This window comes from Nocardia pseudovaccinii, assembly GCF_050942345.1.
In the GTDB taxonomy this organism is placed as follows: Bacteria; Actinomycetota; Actinomycetes; order Mycobacteriales; family Mycobacteriaceae; genus Nocardia; species Nocardia pseudovaccinii.
In genome coordinates this window covers 3,768,222-3,791,281 of the sequence record NZ_CP192074.1, presented here as the reverse complement: position 1 = coordinate 3,791,281, position 23,060 = coordinate 3,768,222, and the positions used below count along the sequence as shown (strand labels likewise).

Here is a 23,060-nt window from a genome sequence, read left to right as displayed (position 1 = left end):
CAAACCCCTGCCGTCGGCTGTCAGTGCCTGCGCTTGTTCCGCTTTCCGCTCGGCCGTGCGCCCGGACGCGGAGCCTGTCCCGGTTCCCGCACGGGACGCGCACCCAGCTCCCGGCCGGTCGCCGCGACCGCGCGTCGCTCCGCCTCGGCTCCCGCACGCGCCGACGCAAGTCCGGCCCGCTTGTTGAGCACCTTCTTGGTGTGCGCCGCGACCGGACCCCACCGCTCCTTGATCGACACCAGCAGCGGCACCGCGAAGAAGATCGACGAATACGCGCCGACGATCATGCCGACAAGCTGCACCAGCGCCAGATCCTTCAGCGTGCCGACGCCGAGCAGCCACACCGCGATCACCAGCATGCCGACAATCGGCAGGATGCCGATGACCGTGGTGTTGATCGACCGCATCAAGGTCTGGTTCGCCGCGAGATTCGCCTGTTCGGCATAGGTGCGCCGGGTGGTATTGACCACACCGCGGGTGTTCTCCTCGACCTTGTCGAAGACGACGACATTGTCGTAGAGCACGTAACCGAGGATGGTCAGCAGACCGATCACCGCGGCCGGGGTCACCTCGAAGCCGACCAGCGAGTAGATGCCCGCCGTGACGATCATGTTGAAGAACAGCGAGGCGATCGCCGCGATCGACATATCCCGTTCGAAGCGGATCGCGATATAGACCATGGTGAGCGCGATGAACACGACCAGCGCGATCAAGGCCTTCTTGGTGATCTGGCTACCCCACGTCTCGCTGATCTCGGCAATGCTGATCGCATTGCGCGAGACGTTGCCGTCCTTGTCCTTCGGCTGGAAGGCATTGAACAGCGCGGTCTGCAGCGCGTCGGTCTGGGTGACGCTCAACGTGTCCGAGCGGACCTGAATGGTCTCCGCCGAACCGGATCCCACCTTCTGCACCGTCACCGGGGCGTGGCCGATGGTCTGGGAGTAGATGTCCTCGACCTTCTGCGTGGTGGCCGTGCCCGCCGCGGGCAACTGAATGCGCGAACCGCCCGCGAAGTCGATGCCGAGGGTGAATCCGCGAATTCCGATGCTCAGCAACGAGATCAGCACGAAGGCCGCGGTCAGCGCGTAGTAGAAACGCCGCCGGCTGACGATCTTGAATCCGCCGGTACCGGTGTAGAGGCGCTCGAAGATGCTGTGCTTGGGCGTCTCGAAATCGTTCACCTCGTCGGCAAACGGCTCCAGAGTCGAGTTCGTCATCGTGCCGTCTCCTTAACCAGCGCCTCGCCGGCCCTACGCTCCCTGGCCACTTCCTGAATCGCACCGAGCCCGTTGACCGACGGCTTCGCCCAGAACGACGAGTGTGAGGCCAGCATCATCAGCGGGGCGGTCACCAGGTACAGCACGATGACGTCCAGGACGGTGGTGATACCGAGGGTGAACGCGAAGCCCTTCACCTGACCGGCGGCCAGGATGTACAGCACCACCGAGGCGATGAGGCTGACGGTCTTACCGGAGAGGTTGGTGCGCTGGGCCCGCTGCCAACCGCGCGGCACCGCCGAACGGAAGCTGCGCCCCTCCCGCATTTCATCCTTGATGCGTTCGAAGAACACCACGAAGGAGTCGGCGGTCAGACCGATACCGATGATCAGACCGGCGATACCGGCAAGGTCCAGCGTGAATCCGATCCACCGGCCGAGCAGCACGATGATGCCGTATACCGCCACACCAGAGGCGATCAGCGAGAATCCCGCGAGGAAGCCCAGCATCCGGTAGTAGAGCAAACAGTACAGCAGCACCACCGCGAGACCGATCGCACCCGCGAGCAGGCCCGCGCGCAGCGAGGACAGCCCCAGCGTCGCCGAAACAGTCTCGGCCTCGGAGGTCTGGAACGACAGCGGCAGCGAACCGTACTTCAGGGTGTTCGCGAGTTCCTTGGCGCTGGCGGCGGTGAAGCTACCGGAGATGGTGGTCCGACCGCCCTGCTGCGGACCCGACTGCACGACCGGCGCGCTGACCACCTTCGAGTCGAGTACGAACGCTACCCGCTTGTTGATGTACTCACCGGTCAGCGAGGCCCACGCATCGCTACCACCGGATTTGAATTCGAGGTTCACCTCGTGGCGCGCCTGCTGCTGGTTGAGTCCGGAGGTGGCGTCCTTGATCTCCTGGCCGTCGATGCGGCTCTTGTCCAGCAGCAAGATTTCCTTGCCGTCGGTGGAGCAGGTGACCAGCGGCAGATTCGGATCGTCGTTACCGGCCAGCGGGTCGGACTTGGTGCAATCCATCGCGGCCATAGCGGCCTGCTGCACCGTGGGATCGGTGCTCTGCCTGATCGCCTTGGCGTCCGCGATCTCCTTCTTCGCCTGCTCCTGCGGCGTCAGGCCGCCCGGCGGGGTCGGCGGCGAGGTCGGGGCCTGCGCGGGGAAGACGCGCGGCTGCGGGGTCGACTCCGCCGCGGGCGCGGACTCCGTGGTCGGCGCCGCCTCGGTGGTGGGCGCGGGCTGGGTCGGCACAGTGCCATCGGGGTTGAGCTGGGTGGTGTCCGGCGCAGTGCCCGGCGTCGCCGTCCCCGCCGTCCCCGCGGTACCTGTCTGTGGCGTGGCCTTACCGCCGACCGCGGGCACCGCCGACAGCACCGGACGGATGTAGAGCTTGGCGGTCGTCGCCAGCGCCTTGGCCTGGCCACCGTCGTCACCCGGAACCGTGATCACCAGGTTGTCGCCGTCGATGACGACCTCGGAGCCCGAGACACCGAGACCGTTGACGCGGTTCTCGATGATCGTCTGCGCCCGGCGCAGGCTGTCCTGGTTGGGCTTGCTGCCGTCGGGGGTGCGCGCGGTCAGTGTGACGCGAGTACCACCCTGCAGGTCGATGCCGAGCTTGGGGGTCGGGGAATGGTCACCGGTGAAGAACACCAGCGCATAGATCACGGCCAGCAGCACGGCGTAGACGCCGAGCAGCCGGAGCGGATGCGCCGATCCCTGGGAAGGTGGCACAGTTCGTCATCTCCTAGGCGGAAGTCGAGGGTGGAACAGGCGGGCGCGCACGGCCGGGCACCCGGACGGATGGCCCGCGGCGATCTGCAGCACGCGGGCTGGCCCTTTCGAGCGACCTGCAAGCAATCGCTACGGGAGCCGATAGGACCGATCAGTCCTTGGTCAGCCGGGTCTCGGTCTGCTCCGCGGACTCCTCGACGGGACCGGCTTCGGTCTCGTCGGTCACGGTCTCATCCGTGGTCTCGTCCTCGGTGCGCACATCGCGGATGGCCTGACGCAACCACGTGGTGACGACGTCCTCGGCGATCTCGAGATCGACCGTGGTGTCGTCGAGATCGACCACGGTTCCGTACAGACCCGACGTGGTGGTGACCTGATCGCCGACCTTCAGGCTTTCCTGCATGGACGTGACCTTCTCGGCCTCGCGCTTCTGGCGGCGAACACCGAGGAACATGGGCACGAGCAGGGCTACCAGTAGGAGCGGAAACAGAAGTTCCATCGTCGAAGTCAGTCCCTAGTCTGTGGGTGGGAATGGGCTATTACCCCAACAGTCTGCCAGCTCATGTCGTCACCACCACACCGGCACACCCTCGAGTCCCGGAATCCGGAGCCGGAGCCGCTCCGGGACAGCACGAGCCCCGCGACCGAGCGATGGTCGCGGGGCTGCGCAGCCTGGCGTTCTAGGAGACTGCTGAATAACTCGGTGTGTTGACCCGGCCCGGAGGGCCGGGTCGACGAGGATGGTGGGGTGCAAGGTGAGGGTGGGTCGGATCCGCAGTTGATGGATGCCGCGGCACTGGTGGGGCATCTGGTGCCGGCGGGCAGTGTGTTCGCGTTCCTGGCCGAGCATCGCCGGGAGGTTTTCCCGGCTGGAATGTTCGAGGACCTGTTCCCGAGCAGGACCGGCAGGCCGAGTCTGGCGTGCGAGGTCGCGGCGTCGGTGCTGTTGCTGCAGGCCCTGCATGATTTGTCGGATCGGGAAACGGTGCAGGCGTTGCGGTGTGACCTGCGGTGGAAGGTCGCCTGCGGGTTGGCGTTGGACGATGAGGGGTTCGATCCGTCGACGTTGACCTACTGGCGGCGACGGTTGGCGAAGTCGAGCAATCCGAACCGGATCTTCGACGCGGTCCGCGCGGTGGTCGCCGAAACCGGTGTGCTGAAAGGAAAGACACGACGGGCGTTGGATTCGGTGGTACTCGACGACGCGGTCGCCACCCAGGACACGGTGACCCAGTTGATCGCCGCGATCCGTCGGGTGCGTCGTGAAGTACCCGGCGCGGCAGCGGTAATCGCCGCCGACTGCGATGCCCACGACTACGACGATCCCGGCAAACCGGTGATCGCCTGGGACGACGCAACGGCACGGGAAGCGTTGGTGTCGGCGCTGGTCAACGACGCGATTGTGGTCGTTAATGCGTTGGCGGACAAGGAATTCGACGACGACGCCCGCGACAAGGCGGCCCAAGCGTTGGCGTTGCTGGCGCTGATCGCCGGCCAAGACGTCGAACCCGCCGAGGGCTCCGACGGCACCGACGGACGCTGGCGCATCGCCCGCAAGGTCGCCACCGATCGCGTGATCTCGGTCGTTGATCCCGACGCCCGCCACATCCACAAAACCGTGCACAAACGCCAGGACGGTTACAAAGCCCACGTCGCGGTCGAACCCGACACGGGGCTGTTCACCGACGGTCGGCTGTCCAAGGGAAACGGCAGCGACAACCACGAATCGGTCGTCGGCCTGGATCTGCTCTCCAGCGAGGACGGTTCGCGAGATGTGTTGGGCGACACCGCTTATGGTAGCGCAGACATGCGCGCCGAGCTGGCCGGACGCGGTCACACCGCGATCATCAAACCGTTCCCCTTGCGCTCGGCCGTCAAAGGCGGGTTCACCCTCGACGACTTCACCGTCGACCACCACGCCCGCACCGCGACCTGCCCGAACGGCGTCACCCGCTCGATCACCGCCAAACACAGGGTCGTCTTCGGGGTGGCCTGTCGAGACTGCCCGCTGCGCAGGCGATGCACGACCAGCAAAGACGGGCGCACCCTGAACCTGCACCAGCACGACAACCTGCTGCGGCGAGCACGCCAAAACTGGCGCGAAGACCCCGACCTCGTCGCCGCCTACCGCAAACACCGCCCCATGGTGGAACGCTCGATCTCCTGGCTCATCGGCCCCAAAGGACGCTGCCGCAAACTGCGCTACCGCGGCATCGCCGCCAACAACCAATGGCTGCACACTCGCATCGCCGCCCTGAACCTGCGGCGGCTGCTCAACCTCGGCCTCGACCGCATCGACAACACCTGGGCAATCGCCTGACCAACCCAGACCGAGCTCGACCCGCAGCCTCCGACCAGTCGAGGCCAACCCCACCCCGCCACCAGCGCACCACCGACCGCGCCGAATCCAACAACCAACCAAAATCGAAGGGTGTCCGCGCGAAGCGCGGACACCCCTCAAACAGCCTTATTCAGCAGTCTCCTAGTGTCCCGCGCCTGAGATCCGTTGAAGAATGGTAGGTTCGGCCGGTGGCGCGTGTGGGCAGGCCGGTGGCCGAGTTGATTCTGACTGACGATGAGCGCGAGACGCTGCAGCGGTGGGCACGTCGGGCGAAGTCGTCGCAAGCGCTGGCGCAGCGGTGCCGGATCGTATTGGGTTGCGCGGCAGGCAAATCCAATAAGGAAGTGGCCTCGGATCTGGGGATCTGGCCGCAGACGGTGGGCAAGTGGCGTAACCGGTTCGTGGCGCGGCGGCTGGAGGGACTGGTCGATGAGCCTCGCCCGGGTGCACCGCGCACGATCACCGATGAGCAGGTCGAGGCGGTGCTGGTGGCGACGCTGGAGCGGCAGCCGGTCGACGCCACGCACTGGTCGAGGGCGTCGATGTCCGAAGAGGTCGGGTTGAGCAAGTCCACGATCGGGCGGATCTGGAAAGCGTTCGAGCTCAAACCGCATCGGGTCGACGAGTTCAAGATCAGCAATGATCCACAGTTCATCGACAAGGTCCGCGATGTGGTCGGGCTGTATCTGGATCCGCCGGAGAGGGCGCTGGTGTTGTGTGTGGACGAGAAATCCCAGATCCAAGCGTTGGATCGGTCCGCGCCGGTACTGCCGATGATGCCGGGCATGCCCGAGCGGCGCACCCACGACTACATCCGTCACGGGATCACCACCTTGTTCGCCGCGTTGAACGTGGCCACCGGCGAGGTGATCGGGTCGATCCATCGCCGTCACCGCGCCGCCGAGTTCAAGAAGTTCCTCACCAAGCTCGACAAACAAGTCCCAGACGACCTCGACGTGCACCTGATCTGCGATAACTACAGCACTCACAAAGCCCCCATCGTCGCGAAATGGCTTGCCGCGCACCCGCGTTTCCACATGCACTTCACACCCACCTACTCGTCGTGGCTCAACGAGGTCGAACGCTGGTTCGGGCTGCTCACCGACAAGAAACTTCGCCGCAGCTCCCACCGGTCGGTCCAGGCCCTCGAACGCGACATCCGCGACTGGATCGTCCACTGGAACGAGAACCCGAAACCATTCACCTGGACCAAGACCGCCGATGAAATCCTGGATCGACTCGCCTCATATCTTCACCGAATTCCTGGCGCAGGACACTAGGCGGTCTTGCCGTAGGTGTAGTCGTCGAGCGGGAAGCTGACCGCCTCGCGGTGAGCATTGACGGTGCTGGTCGGACGCAGTAGCGCGGCCTCGCCGTGCTGGTTGAAGTAGTAGCTGCGCGCGGTCGCGCAGTCGCCGCCGTAGAACACCGAGGAACCCAACTTCTCGGTGACGCGGTCCAGGAACCGGGTGTTGGCCTGCTCGGTCACCTCGAAGGTGGTTTCGCCGCGCCGGAACATCTCACCGAGCAACCGGCCCATGTGCTTCATCTGGGCCTCGATGGTGGTGAAGTAGGACAGGCCGCTGTAGGAGTACGGGCTGTTGAGACTGAGGAAGTTCGGGAACTTCGGCACGGTGATGCCCTCGTAGGCCTGGAAACGGTTGTCGCGCCAGAACTTTCCGAGATTCACACCATCGCGGCCGATGATCTCGATAGCCGGGAAATTCACGTCCCACAGGTTGAAGCCGGTGGCCAGGATCAGGGTATCGATCTCGGTCTTGTGTCCGTCGGCGGTGACGATGCCATCGGCCTCGATGTGATCGATCGAATTGGTCTCCAACCGGACATTGGGCTGGTTGAACGTCTTGAAGTACTGGTTGGAGAAGGTGGGGCGCTTGCAGCCGAAGTCGTAGTGTGGGGTGAGCTGCTTGCGGATCTCCTTGTCGCGCACCTGGGCCCGCAGATGCGCCTTGGCGAGTACGCCCGCGGCCATATTCAGGGGCTTGGCCTGCTTGAAGTGCAGTACGCCGACCACCATGAGCGCCTCGAGCATGCTGGTGTTGACCAGCCGGGCGGCCTTCTGCGTGGCGGGCACGCGCGCGAACAGCTTCTGCACCGGCGCGGGAATCGCGGTGTCGATCTTCGGCACGACCCAGATCGGGGTGCGCTGGAACACGGTGAGTTCCTGGGTCTTCTTCGCGGCCTCGGGAATCAGCTGCACCGCGGTGGCGCCGGTACCGATGATGGCGGCCTTGCGACCCGAGAGGTCGAAATCGTCTTCCCACGCGGTGGTGTGGATGATCTTGCCCGCGAAGGAATCGATGCCGGGAAACGGCGGCGTGTAGGGCTGGGACAGGAAGCCGGTGGCGGTGAGAAGGTAACGGCCGGTGACGGTTTCACCGCCCGCGATGGAGACGGCCCAGTGCTGGTGCTCCTCGTCCCACCGCGCGCCGTCCACCACGGTGCCGAAACGCATCCGGCGGCGCAGGCCGTACTTGTCGGCGACGTGGGCGGCGTACTTCTTGAGCTCCTTGCCCGGCGCGAACAGGCGCGTCCAAAACGGGTTGGGCTCGAAGGAATACGAGTAGGTCACCGAGGCGATATCGACCGCGAGACCCGGGTAGTGATTGACATGCCAGGTGCCGCCGAGGTCGTCCTCCCGCTCCAGAATGACGAAATTGCTCAGACCCAGCCGGTCGAGCTCGATACCCGCTCCCATGCCGCCGAATCCCGCACCGATCACGACCGCGTCGTATTGAGGCGCCACGTCGAACCTCCTGCTTAAACATTCCATCGGGAATGTAGGAACCATTCCTCACGGAATGACACATCATTCCGTTTGTGAACACCGTATCATCGGACAGGTGACGAAGCCATCCACGCGTGCGCCCCGCCCAGCAGCCGGAAATGCGATCCAGCGACGCAAGGCCGAACTGCGGCAGGAAATCATCGACACCGCCTTCGTCTGCTTCGCCGAGAAGGGCTATCACGCCACCGGCATCGCCGACATCGCCAATGAATTGGGCATCGGCCACGGCACCTTCTACCGGTACTTCAGCAATAAGCGCGAGATCATCGACGTGGTCATCGACGATCTGGCCGCCCGGATCATCGAGGCGCTCGGCACCGACAACGCGCCCGACGCCGCCACCTCCCTTGACGAATATCGCGCCCAGATCGACCGCATCGGCGCCGCGCTCACCCGGATCCTCGTGGACGACCGCCGCGTCGCCCAACTGCTGCTGTTCCATGCCACCGGCATCGATGACGAACTCACCGCCCGGCTCTACGGTCTGCTCGATATGGCCGACGCGCTCACCGCGGGCTATCTGTCGCACGGTGTCGAACTCGGTTATCTGCGTGCGGATCTCGACACCAAGTACACCGCCAAGGCGGTCACCGGCATGCTGCTCGCGGGCATCGTGCACGGGCTGCGCAATCCGGACGAGGCCGCGGTGCAGGAGTTGAACGAGGCGATCCGGCGGCTGCTGATCGACGGCGTGCGCAAGGACTGAAAACCGGCGAATCCCCATCGGTTACGTGAGCCGATTCCGGCTAGGGTGGACCCGGATCGACCGGCCAACGGGGGCAACACGTGTTCGGCAGAGACCGCCTAGTTCGAAAAAAGCGCATTCGACGCGAGCAGGGCAGCGACCCTGGAACAATGTCGCGGGTGACCCCCGACGACGTGAGCCGAATCCACTTCGCCATGCCACCTTTGGGGCACCGCGGCTACCACGCCGATGAGGTCGACGCGTTCCTGGAGCTGGTCTCGGCGACATTGGCCGGTCACGGTGTGCTGACCGCCGACGATATCCGGCACGTCGCCTTCGACGCCCCACGCTTCGGTGGCCGCGGCTATCAGGCCGATCAGGTCGACGAATTCCTGGACCGGGTCCGCGTGGAACTGGAATTCCGGCAGCGCGGTTCCCGCCCGGTCCCCGCCGGTGGCAATGGTTCCGGGCTCGCCGCATTGCTCACCCCCGATGATGTGCACCGCATGCAGTTCACCCAGGCCGCTGTCGGCCGCCGCGGCTACGACACCGAAGAAGTCGACGCCTTCCTCGACCTGGTCGCGGCCACCCTCGCCCACGGCGCTCCCGGCAGCCTGACCGTCACCGACGTCCGCGCCGTCCGCTTCACCGAGGCACGCCTCGGCACACGCGGCTACAGCCGCGACGAGGTCGACGCCTTCCTGGATCTGGTCGTCACCGCCCTCGAACACAACCACCGCTAGACCACGGTCAGTCGAAGAGGTCGAGGGTGGGGTGGGGTTCGCGACCGCGGACTTCGATGGAGCCGAAGACGAGATCGGGCGGCGGCACGAGGCCGAGATGTTCCCAGGCGGCGGCGGTGGCGACGCGGCCGCGCGGGGTGCGGGCCACCATACCCGCCCGGACGAGGAACGGCTCGCAGACCTCTTCGACGGTCGCGGCCTCCTCCCCCACGGCGACCGCGAGGGTCGAAACACCAACGGGCCCACCGCCGAAGCTGCGGACCAGCGCGCCGAGGACGGCGCGGTCGAGGCGGTCCAGGCCGAGGACGTCCACGTCGTAGACCTCGAGTGCGGCCTGCGCGATGGGACGGGTGATCACCCCGTCGGCGCGAACCTCGGCATAGTCGCGGACGCGGCGCAGCAGGCGGTTGGCGATGCGGGGGGTGCCGCGGGAGCGGCCCGCGATCTCGGCGGCCGCATCGCGGTCGATGGTGACACCGAGAATATGGGCCGAGCGCTGCAGAATACGCAGGAGTTCTTCAGGATCGTAGAAATCCATGTGGCCGGTGAAGCCGAAGCGGTCGCGCAGCGGACCGGTGAGCGCACCGGAGCGGGTGGTCGCGCCGACCAGGGTGAACGGTGCGATATCCAGCGGAATCGACGTTGCCCCAGGACCTTTCCCGACGACCACGTCGACGCGGAAATCCTCCATGGCGAGGTAGAGCATCTCCTCGGCGGGCCGGGCGATCCGGTGGATCTCATCGATGAACAGCACGTCGCCCTCGACCAGATTGCTCAGCATCGCGGCGAGATCGCCCGCGCGTTCCAGCGCCGGGCCGGAGGTAATGCGCAGTGCCGTACCGAGTTCGGCGGCGATGATCATCGCCATACTGGTCTTGCCGAGGCCGGGCGGTCCGGACAGCAGCACATGGTCGGGGGTGCCGCCGCGCTGTTTGGCGCCGCGCAGCACGAGCGCGAGCTGTTCACGGACGCGCGGCTGGCCGATGAAATCGTCCAGGGACTTCGGGCGCAGGCTGGCCTCGATATCACCATCGGACTTGAGATAGCTTGCGCTGACCTGGGATTCGGCGTCCGGTTCGGGATCGTGATCCATGACGTCTTACCGATTCTTCCCCAGCGAGCCGAGCGCTGCCCGCAGCGCCTTCGACGTATCGGCACCGGGATTTTCGGCGAGTACCGCATCGACCGCGGGTTCGGCCTGTTTGATCGGGAATCCGAGTCCGACCAGCGCGTCGACAACCTGCTCGCGCACCGGTGTGAGCACCGGCGTCGGCGTACTGCCGGGGGGACCCGCCTGCACCGGCACAAGATTCACCTTGTCGCGCAACTCGACAACCATGCGCTCGGCCCCGCGCTTGCCGATGCCGGGCACCCGGGTCAGCGCCGCGACATTGCTCTCCGCCAGCGCCTTGCGCAGCGCCTCGGGCTCGAGCACTGCCAACACCGCCATGGCCAGCCGGGGTCCGACTCCGGAGACGGTCTGCAAAAGGCCGAACAGGTCGCGGGATTCGGTATCGGCGAATCCGAACAGCGTCATCGAATCCTCGCGGACGATCATCGCCGTGAACAGCCGGGATTCCTCGCCGCGGGTCAGGGTGGACAGCGTCGCCGGGGTGACATTGAGCCGGTAGCCCACGCCCGCCGCCTCGATCACCACATGATCGAGCGCGATCTCGAGCACCTCACCGCGTACCGACGCGATCACCCGCGCACCACCTTCCGTTGTTCGGCAAGCCGCTGTGTATACCGCCGTTGTGCCTCGGCGGCGCGCGCCTCCGCCTCCGCCATCCGCGCCATCAGCGGTGCCCGCCAACAATGACAGATCGCCAGGGCCAGCGCATCGGCCGCATCCGCCGGTTTCGGCGCGACCCGGAGGCCGAGGATACGCGTCACCATCGCGGTCACCTGAGCCTTGTCCGCGGTGCCGTTGCCGGTGACAGCGGCCTTCACCTCACTCGGGGTGTGGAAGGCCACGGGTATTCCCCGACGCGCGGCGGCCAGTGCGATCACGCCGCCTGCCTGGGCGGTGCCCATCGCGGTGCGCACATTGTGCTGCGCGAACACCCGCTCGATCGCGACCGCGTCGGGTTTGTGCGTATCCATCCAGTGTTCAGCGACGTCGGCGACGCCCATCAGCCGGTGTGCCAGGTCCAGATCCGCGGGGGTGCGCACCACGTCGACGTCGAGCGCCGTCACCTTCCGCCCCAGCCCGCCCTCGACGATGCTGAGGCCGCACCGGGTGAGCCCCGGGTCGACGCCCATCACCCGCACACGATCCCCTCTCGAAGGCACGAACAACTGTTCGAGAGTCTAGTGGACGGCGCGGGCGGCCTTCACCAACGACACGGCGCCCGTCCGGGATTCGGCTAGTTGAACGAGTGGTAGCAGCTCACATACGCGTAGGTGCCGGAGTCCGAATCTTCGACGACCACCTTGCCGTCCTGCAGGATTCGGCAGGTCACCGTGCCACCGCTGGATCCGCTGACAGTCGCCGACACCCGGCCCGTGCGGACATATCCGGTCACGGTCACGGCCTTGGTCCACGGCAGCGGTGCGTCGTTGGCATTGGCGGTATCGAAATCGCCACTGTTGTAGGAGATATCGGCGGTGCCGGAGCCCGAGACCTCATAGGTGATCGAGGTTTCCTTCTTCGATTCCTTGTCGAGCCGGTAGGCGATTGATCCGAAGACCGCGACGCAGCCGCCGACGGTGAGCACGATCGCCAGGAAGACGCCGCCGAGCACCCACGGCCAGACCGGCTTGCCCTTGGGCGGCTGCGGCGGGTATCCCGGGTAGACCGGATACCCCTGCCCCGGATAACCCGGGTACTGCGGCGGTGGTTGATAAGTCATGTGCACCCCTCCTGAATCCTGCACGACCAGCTACTGGACTTTACCGGACAAGAGGTTCGGAGCCCGGGTTCACCTGTGCAGTTATCGACATGCGATCGATCGGCGTTTCAGGGTCGCCCAGGTTCATCGGAGCGAATTCACAGGCTTTCTCGAGGAACGGTCTCGACAATGCCGTAGGTGCCCGTAGTCCGTGCCCCGCTCGCCGCACCCGCGACCCCCGTGACACCGCCGCCACCACCGCGGCTGCCTTCGGCGAATCTGAATCCGAACTATCAGAACGGCTTTCATCACGGCATATCGCTGCTGCACGGCTGGCTGCCGGTGACCGTCGAACTGGTCGCGGTGGCCGCGTTGATCCTGGCGATCGGCTGGCGGACCCGGCGCTGGCGGCTGGTGCTGCTGCCGGTCTGCGTGGTGCTCGGTGCGGCGGGCGCGGTGGCCGCGTGGGCGTATGTGAACGATCAGGGGCTGGCCTCGGATCCGGCGCCGGTCGAGTTGTGGGCCTGTGTCGGCGTCGCGGTCGCGGCGATCGCGGTCGCCGCGCTCGGTTGGCGCAATGCCAGGTGGTGGCGGCGTGGTGTCTCGGTGCTCGCGATACCGCTGGCTCTGTTGAGCACCGGCATCGTGCTCAATCAGTGGGTGGGCTACTACCCCACCGTGCAGTCCGCGTGGAGTGCGCTCACCGCGGGTCCGCTGCCGAATCAGACCGATATCGATGCGCTGCCCGGACTGCGCAATACCGATGTCAGCACCGGCAAGATCGTGCCGGTACAGATTCCGGACGCGGGCAGCGGTTTTCCGCATCGAACCGAGTACGTGTACTTGCCACCGGCCTGGTTCGCCGGTCCGATGCCGCCGACACTGCCGGTCGTCATGATGATCGGCGGCGAATTCAATACGCCCGCCGACTGGATCCGCAGCGGTCAGATCATGCCCGAGGTGGACAAGTTCACCGCCGCCAACGGCGGCCGCGCCCCTATCCTCGTCTTCGTCGATTCCAGCGGCAGTTTCAACAATGACACCGAATGTGTGAACGGTCCGCGCGGCGATGCCGCCGACCATCTGACCCGAGATGTGCCCAGCTATCTGGAATCTCGCTTCGGCGCCTCGGCGGATCCGGCGAACTGGGCGGTTGTCGGCTGGTCCATGGGCGGCACCTGCGCGGTCGATCTGGCGGTCATGCACCCGGAATTGGTGCACACCTTCGTCGATATCGCGGGCGATCTCGGCCCCGCCTCGGGCAATAAGGACCAAACGATCCGAAGGCTTTTCGGCGGCGACGCCGACCGCTGGGCCGCGTTCGATCCGCTCACCGTTATGGCCGCACATGGTCCCTACACGGGTATGGCGGGTCTGTTCGACGACCTCACCCCACCCAAATCCGGTCCGGGATCCCGTGGTGCGCGCCAACAATCCGCAGCCGCCGACGACGACAACGTGGGCATGGGCGGTCATGACGGAGTCTTCGACACCGGTGAGGTCGGCGCCGCCGAAAAGCTGTGCGACGCAGGCCACGAGGTCGGCATCGATTGCACCATTCACACCACCCAGGGTGGCCACACCTGGCAGTTCGCCTCGGCCGCGTTCACCTCGTCGTTCCCCTGGATCGTCGCCCGCGTCGGTCTCCCGGTGCCCGACGCGACCTGAAACCGATTGCCCGGTCGATGAATCGAGCCGCGCTCAGCCCAGAGCTTCGGCCGGGACGACCGAATCGGCACGGAAGGTTCGGCGATAGGCCAGCGGCGATACGCCGATCGAATCGTGCAGATGTTGGCGTAGTGAGCTCCCGGTGGCGAAGCCGACCTCGCCCGCGATGCGATCCACGGTCATATCGGTCGATTCGAGGAGCTGGCGGGCACGGAAGACGCGTTGCTGGATGAGCCAGCGGCCCGGGCTCATGCCGACCTCGTCACGGAAGCGACGGGCGAAGGTGCGCTTGCTCATTCGGGCCTGGACGGCGAGATCGTCCATGGTCAACGGCAATCGGAGATTCTCGAGGGCCCAGTGCCTGGCGGCGGCGGTGCCCGCCGAGGTCGACGGCGGCACCGGCTGTTCGATGTATTGGGCCTGGCCGCCATCACGCCACGGCGGCACGACGCAGCGGCGCGCGACCGTATTCGCGATCGCACTGCCGTGGTCGCGGCGCACCAGATGCAGACAGAGATCTATGCCTGCCGCCGCGCCCGCCGAGGTGAGCAGGTCATCGTCGTCGACGTAGAGGACATCGGTATTCAGCAGCACTCGCGGAAAGGTGCGCCGGAACAGTTCGGCCACATTCCAGTGCGTCGTCGCCGGACGACCGTCGAGCAGTCCGGCGGCGGCGGTCACGAATGCGCCGGTACATATCGACACGATGCGGGTTCCCGGTCGGATGCGCGCGAATGCCGCGGCCACCGGGGGCGGCAGCGTGCCATCGAGCGTCATATCGATATCGCAGGCCGGTACGACCACGGTGTCGGCGGTCGCCAGCATCCGGCTGTCCTGCTGGACGGCAATGGCGAAATCGGCTCGGCTCGGTACCGGTGCGCCATCTATCGAGCAAGTGCTCACCTCGTACAGATCCGCGGCGGTGCCGAAAACGCGGTTCGGAATGCCGAGTTCGAACGGATACACCCCGTCCAGGGCGAGCACGACCACCCGATGTCGCGCCGAGCGCCCGTCCGAGGTACCGATCATGGCACGATCATATCGAATATTGGCAATCGTGCCATTTCCCCGCGTCACCGCCGACGGCAGGCTGAACGACATGAACGACACCACCATGCGCGCGATCAGCCAAGACCTGATCGGCGGCCCCGAGGTCCTGACCGAAGTCGAACTGCCCATCCCGACACCCGGCCCCGGCGAAATCCTGGTCCGGGTGCGAGCTGCCGGTCTCAACCCGACCGATTGGCGGCATCGCGGCGCCTCCGGACTTTTCCTCGGCGAACCGCCGTTCGTGCTGGGTTGGGATGTATCGGGCGAAGTGGTGGCCACGGGTATCGGCGTCACCCTGTTCGAGCCGGGCGACGCGGTCTTCGGCATGCTCCCCTACCCCTACGGACACGGCGCATTCGCCGAATACGTCGTGGGCCCCGCCCGCGCCTTCGCCCCGAAACCGGCCAACCTGGACCACATTGAGGCCGCGGCCATCCCACTGGCCGCCCTCACCGCCTGGCAGGCCCTCGTCGATACCGCGAAACTACAAGCCGGACAACGCATCCTGATCCATGCGGCAGCGGGTGGCGTCGGACACTTCGCCGTTCAGATCGCCAAGGCGCGCGGCGCGCACGTCATCGGCACCGCGAGCGCAGCCAACCACGAATTCCTGCGCGAAATCGGCGCGGACGAGACGATCGATTACCGCACAACCGATTTCGCCGAGGCGGTCGGAGACGTCGACGTCGTGCTGGACTCGATCGATAACGAGAACAGCCTCCGCTCCCTGCGCACACTCCGCCCCGGCGGCCTACTGGTCTCACTGCGCGGCGGGACGGACGAATTGGCCACCGCCGGCACAGGATTTGGGAGTCCGAGCGGTGCGCATGCTGGTGGAGGACGATCACGCCGGAATGGTCGCGCTCGCGGAACTCGCCGAATCCGGGGCGCTGCGCCCGGCCGTCACCGGGGTCTTCCCGTTCGAAGATGCGGCGAAGGCGCACGCACTCGGCGAAACCGGCCGCACTGTAGGCAAATTGGTACTCACGGTGCCGTGAGTCAGCGCTTCTTGCCCGTGGCTGATCAGTATGTCGGCGCCCCACCAAGTCAGGCGTCCGGCGATCGCCACGTATAGGAAGATCGCGAAGTACACCAGGCTCGCACCGTAGTCGGCAGCCCAGCCCGGCATCCGGTTCACCGTCGCGAATGCGGCGATCAGCAGGATCAGTCCGGCCGCGACCGCGGGCGGGGCGAGGGTGATACTCAGGTCGGTTGAATCGCCGGGACGCTCGTCGGCAAGGGATCGACTCATGATGGCTGGTCTCTTTCCGGACGGGACAAGTTCACGGTGCGCAGAGCCTGATCGGGCGGCCGCGCGACGGTCTGTCGCGGCACTCGATTCGTATATCAGCAATCGAGTCGCAATCGTTACACCGCAGATATCGACAGCTGCGATCAGTTGCTCCTAACCCAGGAAATGCGATCAGCTGACTTTGGCAACCAGCGATCGGTTGCATCGGACTTCCTCAGGGTGCGGCATCGCAATTCCCCCACGACAACCCGGGCCGTTCGGCCGCGTTTGTGGCATGCATCACATACGAGACCTACCATCCGAAGGATGAGCAATGTTGTGAAGGCTGTCCTAGAAGGTGGGCCGAAAGACTTGCCCGCTCGCATCGTTCCGATCACGCCGCCCGGCGTCGAGCTCAAAGTCGAATACCGCGGCGGATACGAGCACTTCAAGGTCACCAATCGGGAGGCCGATACGCCCGAGGGGCGGCTGCGAGTCTACGAGTGGTCCGATCGGACACGAATCGCGGAATAACCAGTTTCACGCCGGGTGCGAAACACACTCGGGGCGGTCCGCATATTCGCGAACCGCCCCGAGGCGCTGGTGGATGACGAGCCGTGTCAGTCCTGTTCCCACTGAGAGCCGACCTCGTCGGAGATGTCCACCATCGGAGGCAGTGACGTTCTGTACGTCATAGCGGCCGATGCACCGGCAATCCGGGTGTCAGTCCTGTTCCAGCTGGGAGCCGACCTCGTCGGAGATGTCGACGTTGGTGTAGACGTTCTGTACGTCGTCGCTGTCCTCGAGCGCGTCGACCAACTTGAACACCTTGCGCGCGCCGTCGACGTCGACGGCGACCGATACCGACGGCTGGAAGCCGGATTCGGCCGAGTCGTAATCGATTCCGGCGTCCTGCAGCGCCTTGCGCACCGGGATCAGATCCGACGGTTCGCTGATGACCTCGAAGGAATCACCGAGGTCGTTTACTTCCTCGGCGCCCGCGTCGAGCACAGCGAGCAGCACATCGTCCTCGGACAGCCCGTTCTTCTCGAGGGTCACGACGCCCTTGCGGTGGAACAGGTAGGAAACCGAACCCGGGTCGGCCATATTGCCGCCGTTGCGGGTCATCGCCACACGCACCTCGCCCGCGGCGCGGTTGCGGTTGTCGGTGAGGCATTCGATCAGCACCGCGACACCATTGGGGCCGTAGCCCTCGTACATGATGGTCTGCCAGTCGGCGCCGCCGGCCTCTTCACCGCCGCCGCGCTTGCGGGCACGCTCGATGTTGTCGTTCGGAACCGACGACTTCTTCGCCTTCTGGATGGCGTCGTACAGCGTCGGATTGCCCGCCGGGTCACTCCCACCAGTGCGGGCCGCCACCTCGATGTTCTTGATCAACTTGGCGAAGAGCTTGCCGCGCTTCGCGTCGATCCCCGCCTTCTTGTGTTTGGTGGTGGCCCATTTGGAGTGGCCGCTCATTCCCTACTTCCTCCAGTCGACAGCACGTCTGATCGTGCGCACGGTACCCGCACCGGCCGGGTAGACAACTCTCTCAGCCTACTCGTCCGGTTACGGCCAGTTCCTGTGGGCGACTACTCGGCGGCGCGAACCAGATCGACGAACATCCGATGCACCCGCAAATCGCCGGTGACCTCGGGATGGAACGACGTCGCGACTACCTTGCCCTGCCGCACCGCGACAATGCGCCCGGCGGCCGGGCCACTGGGAACAGTGGCCAGCACCTCGACGCCCGCGCCGACCCGCTCCACCCACGGCGCCCGGATGAATACCGCGCGCACCGGACCGTCGGTCAGGCCCGCGAAGTCCAGATCGGTCTCGAACGAGTCGACCTGACGGCCGAAAGCATTGCGCCGCACCGTCATATCGATACCGGACAGATGCTTGGCGTCGGGACGAGTGTCGAGCACTTCGGACGCGAGCAGGATCATTCCGGCGCAGGATCCGAAGGCGGGCATACCTTCCCGCAGCCGCGCGCGTACCGGTTCGAGGAGTTCGAAGACCTCCAGCAGCTTGCTGATGGTGGTCGATTCACCGCCGGGCAGCACCAGCGCATCCACTGCGGCGAGCTCGGACGCGCGGCGCACCAGCACCGGTTGCGCACCGCATTCCGCGAGTGCCGCGACATGTTCGCGCACGTCACCCTGCAGAGCCAGCACACCGATGGTGGGCCGGTCGGGACTGCGCTGCGCGCCCGTTGCGGGCGAGGCGACCGATGCGTTCACGCCATGAGCTTACGAGGCGCCGCGCTGTGGCCCTGCTCACGGTGGCCGTCAACGTTGCGTCAAGACCGGGTTCATTCGGCCGAAAGCGGTCGACACTCACAGATGTGATTACGGTGTTGCCACGCAAGGCGCCCGCGCCGCGTGCGGCCAGCTCGACGCGCCGGGGTTTGACCGTTTCGACCGGCTTGGCGGGACTTTCCCTCGATGCCATGGCATCGGTCTCCTACGGTCCGGAAGCGATCGTGCTGGTGTTGGCCACCGCCGGTGGCGCCGGACTCGGCATGACAGTGCCGGTAACCCTTGCGATCGCCGCCCTACTCGCCGTACTGGTCGCCTCCTACCGGCAGGTGATCGCCGCCTTTCCCGACGGCGGTGGCGCGTACGCGGTGGCGAAGCGGCATCTCGGCCACCGCACCAGCCTGGTCGCCGCGGCCTCGTTGATCGTCGACTACATCCTCAATGTCGCCGTCTCGATCGCGGCCGGTGTCGCCGCCCTGACCTCGGCATTCCAGGCGCTGCACGGGTATACGGTGTGGATCTGCCTCGCGATCCTGGTCGGGGTGACCGCGCTCAATCTGCTCGGTATCCGAGAAAGTGCGCGCGCCTTCATGATTCCCACGATCGTCTTCGTCGCGGGCATCTTCGCCGTCATCGCCGGCGGCCTGATGCGCTCCGAACCGGCCGACGTCGCCACCGGGGCGGCGACCGTCGGCGATATTCGAACTATCGGAGTGTTATTGCTGCTCAAGGCATTTTCCAGCGGCTGTGCGGCGCTGACCGGTGTCGAGGCGATCGCGAATGCGGTGCCCAGCTTCGACGCGCCGCGGGTCAAACGCGCGCAGCGGGCGGAGGTGGCGCTCGGGGCGCTGCTCGGTGTCATGCTGATCGGGCTCGCCGTGCTCATCGAGAAGTTCTCGGTGCGGCCGATCGAGGGCACGACGGTGCTTTCTCAGCTCACCGAGGCGGCGCTCGGGCACGGAATCGGTTACTACATAGTGCAATTCGCAACCGTCGTGCTGCTCGCGCTGGCCGCCAACACCTCCTATGGCGGGCTGCCGACGCTCACCCGGATCCTGGCCGACGACAATTGCCTACCGCACCGATTCGCGGTGACCTCGCCGCGTCAGGTGTACCGCTACGGCGTGCTCACCCTCGGCGTAACGGCGGGGGTGCTGTTGATCGCGGCGCGCGGCAATATGAACGCACTCGTTCCGTTGTTCGCGATCGGCGTGTTCGTCGGATTCACCATCGCTCAGGCCGGCATGGTCCGGCACTGGTGGCAGACCAAGACCGCGGGCTGGCGCTGGCGGCTCGCGCTCAACGGCTTCGGTGCGCTGCTCACCGGCGTCGCCGCGATCGTCACCACAGCGATGAAATTCATCGACGGCGCGTGGTTGATCGTGCTCGTACTGCCCGCACTGGTACTCGGTATGGAGCGAATTCGCGGCGCCTACACCAGGATCGGCGGCCGCCGCGGCAATGGCGCGATTCCGGACCAGCCGCAGGTCACCGGTACGGCGATCGTGGTGCCGATCTCCGAGGTCTCCGAACTCAGCCGTGAGGCGCTCTCGGCCGCCATGTCGATCGGCAAAGACGTTGTCGCGGTGCATGTTTGCCTGCCGGGTGAATCGGTCAAGGCGTTCACCAAAGCGTGGGAGGCATGGCATCCCGAGGTCGGGCTGGTTCTATTGGAGGACAGCGACGCAACCGTCGGCGGGCCCGTCGCACGCTATGTCCGCGAGAACTTCTCCGGACGGCGCAAGGTCGTCGTCATCGCCGAGATCGATCCGCCGATCGGCTGGGACCGGGTGCTGCCGAGTCACCGCAGTGACGAACTCGAACGCGAACTACGTCGGATGACCGACACCGTGGTGTGCCACCTGCGCGTCCAGGTGGTCTGAGCCCGACGAGGCTCGAGTGGGCGTTCGGGTCGCTCACTCCCCGCGCAAGGTGCGAATCAAGCCTTCTTGGACAACCGCCGCAACCAACTCGCCCTCGCGGTTGAAAATCTTGCCGCCGGTCAGTGCCCGACCGAAACCCGCGGACGGGGAGGACTGGTCGTAGAGCAGCCACTCGTCGGCACGGAACGGGCGCAGGAACCACATGGCGTGATCGAGCGAGGCGTTCTGCGTCGGCTCGTCGGGGTGGGTGACCTTCGAGGAACCGAGCAGGGTCATATCGCTCATGTAGGCGAGGGTGCAGACGTGCACGACCGGGTCGTCGGGCAACGGATGCCGGTAGCGGAACCACACCTGCTGCGGGGAGACGACGCCGTCGCGGCGGGTCACCACATCCTGCGGCACGGTGCGGATATCCCAGTGCTCCCATTCACGCATGGCCCACAGTCGCTCGGGGCTCAGCGTTGTGCTGGCGTCCGGCAACTCATCCGGACCCTGCACCGGCGGCATCTCGTCCTGATGTTCCGGACCCGAGTCTCCGACGTGGAACGACGCCGACATGGTGAAAATCGCCGCACCGTCCTGAACGCCGGTCACCCGGCGGGTGCAGAATGACCGGCCGTCGCGAATCCGCTCGACGAGGTACACGGTCCGCTCTTCCGGATTTCCCGGCCGCAGAAAATACCCGTGCAGCGAATGCACCTGGAACCGCGGCTCCACCGTCCGCACCGCCGACACCAGCGCCTGGCCGGCAACCTGTCCGCCGAATGTGCGCACGAGCTGGGTCTTTGTGGACGCGCCACGGAAGATGTTCTGCTCGAGCCGCTCGATCTCCAGCGCCTCTTCGATTGTCGCCATGAGGGCGAGATTATCCCGAGCGCCGCCGCGACTTCTCGGTGACCTCTGAGCAATGGGCACGTCCGCCGCCCAGAACGGGGGTCCGCGGCACGGTTTGATGGAATGGATCGGTGCCGCATTTCGATCCGATCACCCGGGACGGCCTCGTCGAACTCATCACCAACCGCGTCCTCGAGCTCGACGGGCGGATGCTGACCGCCGTCGATGGAGCCGACGCGGCCGAGCCCGTGGCGATCGCCGACCGCGTCGCCGGCGCACTGCGTGACACCGGACGCGCCGCCGAGGTTGTCGCACTGCACGACTACATCCGCCCGGCATCGCTCCGCATGGAATTCGGACGCACGGACGAAATGTCTTATCGCACCGCCTGGTTCGACTACGCCGCACTCGACCGTGAAGTCATCCGGGCGCTACGCCACGACGCCCGCTGGCTCCCCGCGCTCTGGGACGAGGACCGCGACCGCTCGGCCCGCTCCCCCATCCGCACCGCCGCCCCCGGCACGGTCCTGCTCGTCGCGGGTCCCATGCTGTTGGGCCGCGGTCTCGACTTCGATCTGACCGTCCACCTCGACATGTCCGAACCGGCCCTGCACCGCCGTACGCCACCCGACGACCAGTGGACCATCCCCGCCCTGCTCCGCCACGACCGCGACAATTCCAGCGCCCCAACCTTTTTCATCCGCTGGGATCACCCCGATCGTCCGGCGCTCCGCATAGACGACACCGCTCGCCGGTAGTCGTACCCCGCCGCGAGAACACCGGCCCCTCCTCTGCAATTTGGTTGGGAGACAGACAGTTCCACGTTAGGCCACCAAGATCAGAAACATAGCTGAATGCGCATATCCACGTATCAACATTCTTATAGTTGCCCAGTTAGCCACCTACACTTCTCGACATCTGTACGGCAGCCCACACTGGACGCGAATCGCTAGGAAAGGTGCGGATATTCGCGATATGAGACGCAGCGAGGCGGCGAGCACAAATGCTCGCACCTCGAATCACCCACTCCCCCAGCCGAACCCACCGGCGGCCGGGATCAGGGACTAGCCGCAGGCCGTGGACTGCTGACCGAGATTGGTCAACATCGTGCAGGCCCAACTCTTTTCGACCTTCCACTTGCCGTCCTCGGCGACGAAGGGCACATCGACGATGTTCTCCTGGCCGTTGATGGTGAACTTCGCCTTGGCATCGAGCGCGTCACCGAAGGCACTCACCTCCGTGACCTCGGACTTGGCGCCCGCTTGCTGATATGCCTGCGCCAGACGGTTCGGCAGTTCCGGATCCGCCTGTGCGCCTTGTACCAGGTCCAGCTTCTCCGAACTCGGCACCGACGGGTCCAGCGCGCGGAGCAATTGAGCGTTGAGGTCGGCGACGCTCGGGGTCGGCGGGAGGTTCGCATTCGACTTCGTGACGCTGGTCGAGGTCTTGGTCGGTGTGGTCGCGGTCTTCGAGTCGTCGCTGCCACACGCCGACAGGCTGAGGGCGGCCACGGCGGCCAGACCCGCGATCGCGACACGTCCGGTCTTACGAAGCTTCAACTGATCATCCTTTGCCATTCGGACAGGTCCGTGACCCCGACGGTGCCGCGCCGACTGCCCGCGCGGCCGCCGACGTGCACCGAATTCCGAAGCTAGCCACCAACTCTGTGGCGGGCATAAGACAACTGTGAGGGCCGCGACAGCTTCTGTCTCAATCACCCAGGACGAGCAACGTCCACGGCAGTGGGTCAAGCAATCCCCCTGCCGCG

Annotated in this window: 21 protein-coding genes and 1 pseudogene; 9 read left to right on the top strand and 13 right to left on the bottom strand. The window is 65.9% G+C overall.

Features of this window, described 5'->3' with window-relative positions; genetic code table 11:
• Positions 1-20: 20 nt before the first annotated feature.
• From secF to yajC, 3 genes are all read right to left on the bottom strand, one after another.
• Positions 21-1,217 (bottom strand): protein translocase subunit SecF, encoded by a 1,197-nt coding sequence (secF, locus tag ACQPZ2_RS17075; protein ID WP_433526441.1) that lies wholly within the window; start codon positions 1,215-1,217, stop codon positions 21-23.
• Complete coding sequence (gene secD / locus ACQPZ2_RS17070) at positions 1,214-2,956, bottom strand: protein translocase subunit SecD (protein ID WP_433526440.1); 1,743 nt, start codon at positions 2,954-2,956, stop codon at positions 1,214-1,216. The genes secF and secD overlap by 4 nt, the downstream gene beginning before the upstream one ends.
• A 151-nt stretch (positions 2,957-3,107) precedes the next feature.
• The gene (gene yajC, locus ACQPZ2_RS17065) at positions 3,108-3,455 is read right to left on the bottom strand and encodes a preprotein translocase subunit YajC (protein WP_063043674.1); all 348 of its coding nucleotides are present in this window, start codon (positions 3,453-3,455) and stop codon (positions 3,108-3,110) included.
• Between the two features lie 249 nt (positions 3,456-3,704).
• On the opposite strand from yajC, the gene ACQPZ2_RS17060 reads away from it, so the two are divergent.
• Both ACQPZ2_RS17060 and ACQPZ2_RS17055 read left to right on the top strand, forming a co-directional pair.
• Positions 3,705-5,276, top strand: a complete 1,572-nt coding sequence (locus ACQPZ2_RS17060; protein ID WP_433526439.1) for an IS1182 family transposase — start codon at positions 3,705-3,707, stop codon at positions 5,274-5,276.
• A 209-nt stretch (positions 5,277-5,485) separates the two neighbouring features.
• Positions 5,486-6,577, top strand: coding sequence for an IS630 family transposase (locus ACQPZ2_RS17055; RefSeq protein WP_433520296.1), 1,092 nt, complete (start codon positions 5,486-5,488; stop codon positions 6,575-6,577).
• Here the strand turns inward: ACQPZ2_RS17055 and ACQPZ2_RS17050 are convergent.
• Complete coding sequence (locus ACQPZ2_RS17050) at positions 6,574-8,064, bottom strand: flavin-containing monooxygenase (RefSeq protein WP_433526438.1); 1,491 nt, start codon at positions 8,062-8,064, stop codon at positions 6,574-6,576. The genes ACQPZ2_RS17055 and ACQPZ2_RS17050 overlap by 4 nt on opposite strands.
• 97 nt (positions 8,065-8,161) lie before the next feature.
• Between ACQPZ2_RS17050 and ACQPZ2_RS17045 the strand changes: the two genes are divergently transcribed.
• Positions 8,162-8,812: a TetR/AcrR family transcriptional regulator gene (locus tag ACQPZ2_RS17045; protein ID WP_245721073.1), complete on the top strand. Its 651-nt coding sequence runs from the start codon at positions 8,162-8,164 to the stop codon at positions 8,810-8,812.
• A 149-nt stretch (positions 8,813-8,961) separates the two neighbouring features.
• The gene (locus tag ACQPZ2_RS17040) at positions 8,962-9,534 is read left to right on the top strand and encodes a DivIVA domain-containing protein (protein ID WP_433526437.1); all 573 of its coding nucleotides are present in this window, start codon (positions 8,962-8,964) and stop codon (positions 9,532-9,534) included.
• Positions 9,535-9,541: 7 nt separating this feature from the next.
• On the opposite strand, the gene ruvB is transcribed toward ACQPZ2_RS17040, so the two are convergent.
• The 4 genes from ruvB to ACQPZ2_RS17020 form a co-directional block, all read right to left on the bottom strand.
• Positions 9,542-10,627 (bottom strand): Holliday junction branch migration DNA helicase RuvB, encoded by a 1,086-nt coding sequence (ruvB, locus tag ACQPZ2_RS17035; protein WP_063043671.1) that lies wholly within the window; start codon positions 10,625-10,627, stop codon positions 9,542-9,544.
• Positions 10,628-10,633: 6 nt separating this feature from the next.
• Positions 10,634-11,239: a Holliday junction branch migration protein RuvA gene (gene ruvA, locus ACQPZ2_RS17030; protein ID WP_433526436.1), complete on the bottom strand. Its 606-nt coding sequence runs from the start codon at positions 11,237-11,239 to the stop codon at positions 10,634-10,636.
• The gene (gene ruvC / locus ACQPZ2_RS17025) at positions 11,236-11,805 is read right to left on the bottom strand and encodes a crossover junction endodeoxyribonuclease RuvC (RefSeq protein WP_433526435.1); all 570 of its coding nucleotides are present in this window, start codon (positions 11,803-11,805) and stop codon (positions 11,236-11,238) included. The genes ruvA and ruvC overlap by 4 nt, the downstream gene beginning before the upstream one ends.
• A gap of 95 nt (positions 11,806-11,900) precedes the next feature.
• Positions 11,901-12,386: an MmpS family transport accessory protein gene (locus tag ACQPZ2_RS17020; protein ID WP_433526434.1), complete on the bottom strand. Its 486-nt coding sequence runs from the start codon at positions 12,384-12,386 to the stop codon at positions 11,901-11,903.
• Positions 12,387-12,563: 177 nt separating this feature from the next.
• Between ACQPZ2_RS17020 and ACQPZ2_RS17015 the strand changes: the two genes are divergently transcribed.
• Positions 12,564-14,033 (top strand): alpha/beta hydrolase, encoded by a 1,470-nt coding sequence (locus ACQPZ2_RS17015; protein WP_433526433.1) that lies wholly within the window; start codon positions 12,564-12,566, stop codon positions 14,031-14,033.
• 33 nt (positions 14,034-14,066) lie between these two features.
• Here ACQPZ2_RS17015 and ACQPZ2_RS17010 read toward each other — a convergent pair whose 3' ends face one another.
• Positions 14,067-15,062, bottom strand: coding sequence for a GlxA family transcriptional regulator (locus ACQPZ2_RS17010; RefSeq protein WP_433526432.1), 996 nt, complete (start codon positions 15,060-15,062; stop codon positions 14,067-14,069).
• On the opposite strand from ACQPZ2_RS17010, the pseudogene ACQPZ2_RS17005 reads away from it, so the two are divergent.
• Together ACQPZ2_RS17005 and ACQPZ2_RS17000 are read left to right on the top strand one after the other, a co-directional pair.
• Positions 14,977-16,081: pseudogene (locus ACQPZ2_RS17005) on the top strand (NADP-dependent oxidoreductase). The gene ACQPZ2_RS17010 and the pseudogene ACQPZ2_RS17005 overlap by 86 nt on opposite strands.
• A 560-nt stretch (positions 16,082-16,641) precedes the next feature.
• Positions 16,642-16,848 carry a DUF5988 family protein gene (locus ACQPZ2_RS17000; protein ID WP_040692396.1) on the top strand — a complete coding sequence of 69 codons (207 nt, stop codon included), beginning with the start codon at positions 16,642-16,644 and terminating at the stop codon, positions 16,846-16,848.
• Positions 16,849-17,037: 189 nt separating this feature from the next.
• On the opposite strand, the gene ACQPZ2_RS16995 is transcribed toward ACQPZ2_RS17000, so the two are convergent.
• Together ACQPZ2_RS16995 and pdxT are read right to left on the bottom strand one after the other, a co-directional pair.
• Positions 17,038-17,793, bottom strand: a complete 756-nt coding sequence (locus tag ACQPZ2_RS16995) for a YebC/PmpR family DNA-binding transcriptional regulator (RefSeq protein ID WP_433526431.1) — start codon at positions 17,791-17,793, stop codon at positions 17,038-17,040.
• Between the two features lie 113 nt (positions 17,794-17,906).
• Positions 17,907-18,557, bottom strand: a complete 651-nt coding sequence (gene pdxT, locus ACQPZ2_RS16990; RefSeq protein ID WP_433526430.1) for a pyridoxal 5'-phosphate synthase glutaminase subunit PdxT — start codon at positions 18,555-18,557, stop codon at positions 17,907-17,909.
• A gap of 209 nt (positions 18,558-18,766) precedes the next feature.
• On the opposite strand from pdxT, the gene ACQPZ2_RS16985 reads away from it, so the two are divergent.
• The gene (locus ACQPZ2_RS16985) at positions 18,767-20,458 is read left to right on the top strand and encodes an APC family permease (protein ID WP_433527445.1); all 1,692 of its coding nucleotides are present in this window, start codon (positions 18,767-18,769) and stop codon (positions 20,456-20,458) included.
• Between the two features lie 33 nt (positions 20,459-20,491).
• Here ACQPZ2_RS16985 and ACQPZ2_RS16980 read toward each other — a convergent pair whose 3' ends face one another.
• The gene (locus ACQPZ2_RS16980) at positions 20,492-21,313 is read right to left on the bottom strand and encodes an acyl-CoA thioesterase (RefSeq protein ID WP_433526429.1); all 822 of its coding nucleotides are present in this window, start codon (positions 21,311-21,313) and stop codon (positions 20,492-20,494) included.
• Positions 21,314-21,423: 110 nt separating this feature from the next.
• Between ACQPZ2_RS16980 and ACQPZ2_RS16975 the strand changes: the two genes are divergently transcribed.
• Positions 21,424-22,050, top strand: coding sequence for a hypothetical protein (locus ACQPZ2_RS16975; RefSeq protein ID WP_433526428.1), 627 nt, complete (start codon positions 21,424-21,426; stop codon positions 22,048-22,050).
• A 306-nt stretch (positions 22,051-22,356) separates the two neighbouring features.
• On the opposite strand, the gene ACQPZ2_RS16970 is transcribed toward ACQPZ2_RS16975, so the two are convergent.
• Positions 22,357-22,851, bottom strand: a complete 495-nt coding sequence (locus tag ACQPZ2_RS16970) for a hypothetical protein (RefSeq protein WP_433526427.1) — start codon at positions 22,849-22,851, stop codon at positions 22,357-22,359.
• Between the last annotated feature and the right edge of the window lie 209 nt (positions 22,852-23,060).

Excerpts from the sequence above, each read along its gene's own strand:
- ACQPZ2_RS16995 (WP_433526431.1), bottom strand. The coding sequence starts at position 17,793 with ATGAGCGGCCACTCCAAATGGGCCACCACCAAACACAAGAAGGCGGGG.
- ACQPZ2_RS17020 (WP_433526434.1), bottom strand. The coding sequence starts at position 12,386 with ATGACTTATCAACCACCGCCGCAGTACCCGGGTTATCCGGGGCAGGGG.
- ACQPZ2_RS16985 (WP_433527445.1), top strand. The coding sequence starts at position 18,767 with ATGGCATCGGTCTCCTACGGTCCGGAAGCGATCGTGCTGGTGTTGGCC.
- yajC (WP_063043674.1), bottom strand. The coding sequence starts at position 3,455 with ATGGAACTTCTGTTTCCGCTCCTACTGGTAGCCCTGCTCGTGCCCATG.
- secF (WP_433526441.1), bottom strand. The coding sequence starts at position 1,217 with ATGACGAACTCGACTCTGGAGCCGTTTGCCGACGAGGTGAACGATTTC.
- ACQPZ2_RS17010 (WP_433526432.1), bottom strand. The coding sequence starts at position 15,062 with ATGATCGGTACCTCGGACGGGCGCTCGGCGCGACATCGGGTGGTCGTG.
- ACQPZ2_RS17000 (WP_040692396.1), top strand. The coding sequence starts at position 16,642 with ATGAGCAATGTTGTGAAGGCTGTCCTAGAAGGTGGGCCGAAAGACTTG.
- ACQPZ2_RS16980 (WP_433526429.1), bottom strand. The coding sequence starts at position 21,313 with ATGGCGACAATCGAAGAGGCGCTGGAGATCGAGCGGCTCGAGCAGAAC.
- ACQPZ2_RS17040 (WP_433526437.1), top strand. The coding sequence starts at position 8,962 with ATGTCGCGGGTGACCCCCGACGACGTGAGCCGAATCCACTTCGCCATG.
- ruvB (WP_063043671.1), bottom strand. The coding sequence starts at position 10,627 with ATGGATCACGATCCCGAACCGGACGCCGAATCCCAGGTCAGCGCAAGC.